This is a genomic window from Microcoleus sp. AS-A8 (genome assembly GCA_039962225.1).
Classification (GTDB): domain Bacteria; phylum Cyanobacteriota; class Cyanobacteriia; order Cyanobacteriales; family Coleofasciculaceae; genus Allocoleopsis.
Genome location: JAMPKV010000052.1, coordinates 1 through 5,120 on the forward strand (window position 1 = coordinate 1; position 5,120 = coordinate 5,120).

Below are 5,120 nucleotides of genomic sequence, written 5' to 3' on the forward strand. Positions count from 1 at the left end.
TAGGATACTGACTCTCACCTACATGGTCATTCAGTTGTCAAGGTTCTATATCCTTGCGGCTAATCCCCCTAATCTTTATTTGCCTTGGTTTCTAGCCAACGATTCGCACCTCCATACCAGCAACAACCCGCTAATTGCAACCAACACCAAAGCTAAAAAGTTGCGCTCGCTGCTAGAACGGCAAAGAGCCTGCCGAAGTAGAGGGCAGATTCCGTTTATCGAAGCCTTGGTGTTTTGTTCGGCTCCAGAGCTTCGCTGTGAACTGCAAGGAACCGCACGATACCGAGTTTGCCTGCGCGACCTGATACCCACTGGAACAAGAGGGGCACGAGCGGGCATTATGGCAGCAATTTTGCAGCGAGAGTGTCCTGGCGTTGACCCGTACCCAAGAGGAACCTACGACCGTCCTACGGTCAAGATGATTAGTCAAGCGATGGAGCAGGCTGGCATTCGCCCTTCAGAGCGGCATCGTAAGGTAGGTGACTACAAGCTCGATCAGACAATCGATAATGGACCGGGTTATCAAGATTGGGGAGCGACTCATACTCAAAACCCTAAAGCAAAGCGTCGGGTGCGCGTGTATTTAGTTCGCACCGAAGCCGCAGAAGACGATCGTAAAATGATTGAACGTGCGGCGCTACGCGAGTTTCGACTGTTAGAAATGCTCCAACCCCATCCCAGCATTTTGCGGTGCGATAACTACACCGAATATGAACTGGGACCAGCACTGATCTTTGAATACGACCCATCCGCGATTCGGCTTGACCATTATTTAGCGCAACGGAAAGACTCATTGAGTGTGGATGTGCGACTCAATCTGCTGCGTCAGATTGCTGAGGTGATTCGTTTTGCCCATGAAAAGAAGGTAGTGCATCGGGGCTTATCTCCTCAAAGCATTTTGGTGACTGAACACGATGGCGGACTGCCAAAAGTCAAACTGTACAACTGGCAGGTGGGGTACAGAACCGATGCTTCGACCACCGGAGCCTCCCGCGAAGTGTCAGCGACCTCGCATGTAGATCGCCTCGTTGAAGACAGCAGTACGGCTTATCTGGCACCCGAAGCGTTAACCGATGAGGGAATGATTGGGGAGTATTTGGATGTGTTCTCCCTAGGTGCGATCGCCTTCCATCTATTTTCAGGTGAAGCACCGGCTGTCAACGGTTTAGAACTGAGCCGTAAACTGCGTGAAACGAAAGGCTTACAAATTAGCTCCGTTTTGAATGGTGCGCCGGAAATTCTGCAATTTCTGATTGAATACAGCACCCATCCAGATGTGGCGAATCGCATCGATTCCGTTGCCGATTTTTTGAACATTTTGGACGGAGTTGAGGAAACACTGTTAGCTCTGGAGCATAAACTGGTTGAGAATCCAACGCAGGCACAGCAGGGTGATTTGTTGCCGGGACGCCTCACGGTGATCAAACGATTAGGACAAGGGGCGACCTCCACGGCGCTGCTGGTTGAACGGGATGGGCAAGAGTTTGTTCTCAAGGTAGCGAATGACCCAGACGATAATGCTCGACTCAGAAGTGAAGTGGAAGCACTACAACCACTGCGCCATCCTCACATCGTAGAATTCTGTGAGGCGCTGGAGATTGGAAAACGAGTGGCGTTTCTGATGCGTCCGGTGTTTGTGGAGAAGGATAAACGGCTAGTCGAAACGCTGGGACAGCGATTGCGGAAAGAGGGGCGGTTACACATAGACCTGTTGCAGCGGTTTGGACAAGACCTGCTGGATGTGGTGAATTATCTAGAAGAACAGGGAACCAACCATCGTGATATTAAGCCTGACAATATTGCGGTGGGGCAGGTGGGACGAGGTGATCGCTTACATCTGGTCTTGTTCGATTTTTCGCTCTCTAAAGCCCCAATCGAAAATATTCGAGCCGGTACAGCAGGCTATCTCGATCCGTTACTACAACTCCGCAAACCGCCGCGATGGGAGCTTCATGCGGAACGATATGCTGCTGCCGTCACGCTTTATGAGTTGGCAACTGGAGTGCTACCCAAGTGGGGCGATGGCACCACCGATCCCTCTCACTCTACCTGTGAGATTACGATCGACGCTGAACTGTTTGATGCCAGTTTGCGGGATGGCTTAACAGAGTTTTTCCAAAAGGCGTTCCGCCGCGATCCTCGGCAGCGATTTGACAATGCTGAGGAGATGCTGCGGGCATGGCGGGATTGTTTTGAGGGAATTGAGGCTCCCGGTACACTCTCAGATCATGAGAATGAATCAGAACTGCGTGAACTATTGGCGGATGCTGGGTTTGATACCTCGATTTCTGAACTGGGATTGGGAACAAGGGCAACTAATGCGTTAGATCGAGCCAATATTTTGACGGTGAAGGATTTACTGAGCATTTCACCGCGTATCTTGAGCCGATTGCGTGGGGTTGGTAATCCAACCCGTCGCGAAATTTCAACGGCGGTCAAAATTTTGCGTCAGCGGTTGGGAACACTGGACAGTGCGCTGGAAGTAACCAAGACGGTTGAAGGTCAACAAGCCGAGAGTGGGAAGCTCAGTATTGATTTATTGATGCAGAAGGTTACTCGTGCCGGTTCCAAAGAGGGAGAACACGTTCACCAGATTCAGACGGCACTATTGGGTCTGAATCCGGGAATGACGGATCGCTGGGCAGGACAGGCGGATGTGGCGGAGCATCTAAATAAGACTCCTGAAATTGTGAATCATTGGGTAGGTAAGTTTCAAAGCCGTTGGGCAAAAGAACCGGCAATTACCAAATTGCGGAGCGACGTGGTTGAAATTCTGGGTGGTGCAGGCGGCGTGATGACGGTAGAGGAGCTGGCGGAAGCAATCTTGCTGGCTCGTGGCTCTATTCAAGATGAACCGTTGAGAACGAAGCTGGCGATCGCCGCATTGCGAGTTGCAATGGAGGTGGAGAATACAATTACTCAACCGCGATTTCTAATTCGCCAGGACAAATATCAATTATAGATTTTCGGTAAGTAGACTTTTTTCAATCTTTTTTAGGCTTACGCTAGGCGGATTTTGGCGTAAAACCGGAGGAGCAGACTCAAGTATCTTTTTTGATGTGCCCTTTTAGGTATGTATGTATGTCTTAAGGTGGAGACTTTAATAAAAATTTCCAGGAGAATAAGTAATGGTTGCAGTATGTAATGGCACAAATACTCACAATTAATGTTATAAGTTCTTAACAAAACATAGAAAAGCAAAAGTTTAGCCAAGGGCGGCCTCTTACCTCCAAGCCTTGGCTTCGCTCCCAACTCATGATCAGGAGATTTAACTATGATGACATAGCACTAGAGCAGTCTACCTGCTGAGCAATAGAAATCTTTAAGCTAGTGTCTATAGACTGTTCAATGATTGTAATAAACTTCTTTTTAACGTAGGGTTTGGTTCCTAGTTAGAAGTTAGCTTCATGTGGGCAGCAGCTTAAATACAGTTGTTGAATTTTTCTCCGGCATCTCCACTAGCTCTTAATTTTCAAACGATAAGGATTGATGACGGATTCAACCAGTTTGGCACATTTAACAATGTGGCGGTTTCTGCTGCGTCGTTTCAATCAAAATACTCATCTTAAAGGTCATTGATGACTGTTTTTTTACTATCTTTAACGAGTTTTTACTTTTACGTTGCTTGGCTTTTAGTAGGCTATCTCAACTTTCAAGAGCAACGAGACAAAATTCAATGGCGAATTCATGTAAACGGCATTAGAGGCAAGTCCACTGTCACTCGATATGTGACAGCCGTGTTTAGAGAAGCGGGATATCACACCTTCGGTAAGACCACAGGTAGTGCTGCTCGGATTTTGCGTCCTGATGGCCAAGATTACGACTTTGGCCGTAAAGGATATCCTAATGTGAATGAGCAGGTCAAAATTGTCAAAGACTTCAGCCGTCAGAAAGCAGAAGTAGCAGTGCTGGAGTGCATGGCCGTTAATCCGGTCTATGCAAAGTGGCTAGAAGACAAAGTAATGCGATCGCACATTGGCATTATTACGAATGTGCGTTATGACCATCCTGAATATCTGGGGGAGACTTTAGAGGAGATTGCAGAGTCTTTATCTAACACTATTCCTAGGAACGGGATTTTAATCACCGCCGAAACTGATCCGAAGCTCCTGAAGATTCTAGAGAAAAATGCTAAAAGCAAAAACTCTACAATGCGAGTTGCCAGTAAGGAAACGGTTGATATAGCTGATTTAGGAGGCTTTGCCCATTTTGCAATTGAGGACAATATTGCCATTGGATATGAGATTGCCAAAATCTTGAAACTGCCTAAAGATCAAGCGCTCAAAGCTATGCAGAAAGCTGTAGCTGATCCAGGTGCTTTCAGTGTGCAATTTGTGCCGTTTCACGGATGTCAAATTGCCTGGGCAAATCTTTTTGCAGTGAATGACCGTGAGAGTTTCGTAGAACTCAGCGAAAAGCTATTTAAGCAATATCCTGAATATCAAAGAGTTGTCATTCTCAATAATCGGCACGATCGCCCTACTAGAGTTGAGCTTTTTGCCAATCTAGCCAATGACTTGAACTTTAACCCTGTGGTTACATTTGGGGATTATGAGCAAGTCGTGAATGAAGTATTTAATCATGAACCCACTCGAGTCCTTAACTTAGGAAATTCCTCCAAATTCAAAAGTGCTTCCGCCATAGATCTGCTGGCTCAAATTGCCTCAAAAGCTAATTCAGAAAAGATTCTGCTGATAGGCACCGTCAATATTCACACACCTCAAGCTGAGACCATGCTGCATTACTTTGAGGGACAGCCTGAACTGGAAGCAGCGGCTAGCACTGAAATGGTTGAAGCAGAGAGAGTGAATGTTTGAACTTCCAAATACACCTGAAATCCATAGACTAGCACTCAATATTGGAGCTTTTGTAGCGATCGCCTATAAGGATCGTTACGGAGTCATACCAGGAGGTGTAATTGTTCCTGGGTTTATCATTGTTTTGTTTTTACTATCCCCTATTTGGTGCATCACTAGCTTAGCTTTATCTTTCGCTGTCTACTTCATTTATAGCGCTACGCGCATACGTTAGGACAATTTTTAAAGGCAGCATCCACGCATTCTCTGACAGTTTGAAATTCTTTTAATCTCTGTTTCATCCATGTCTTTAAAACAGCCCAC

Annotated in this window: 3 protein-coding genes; 2 read left to right on the forward strand and 1 reads right to left on the reverse strand. The window is 46.7% G+C overall.

Annotation, left to right across the window (positions count from 1 at the left end; genetic code table 11):
• On the forward strand, positions 1 to 2,962 hold a 2,962-nt coding region (gene pglW, locus NDI48_32045; GenBank protein ID MEP0835803.1), incomplete at its 5' end, for a BREX system serine/threonine kinase PglW.
• Positions 2,963 to 3,578: 616 nt separating this feature from the next.
• Positions 3,579 to 4,817 (forward strand): poly-gamma-glutamate synthase PgsB, encoded by a 1,239-nt coding sequence (pgsB, locus tag NDI48_32050; protein ID MEP0835804.1) that lies wholly within the window; start codon positions 3,579 to 3,581, stop codon positions 4,815 to 4,817.
• Between the two features lie 197 nt (positions 4,818 to 5,014).
• Here the strand turns inward: pgsB and NDI48_32055 are convergent.
• Positions 5,015 to 5,120: IS630 family transposase (locus NDI48_32055; GenBank protein ID MEP0835805.1), on the reverse strand; the 106-nt coding region annotated here is incomplete at its 5' end.

Excerpts from the sequence above, each read along its gene's own strand:
- pgsB (MEP0835804.1), top strand. The coding sequence starts at position 3,579 with ATGACTGTTTTTTTACTATCTTTAACGAGTTTTTACTTTTACGTTGCT.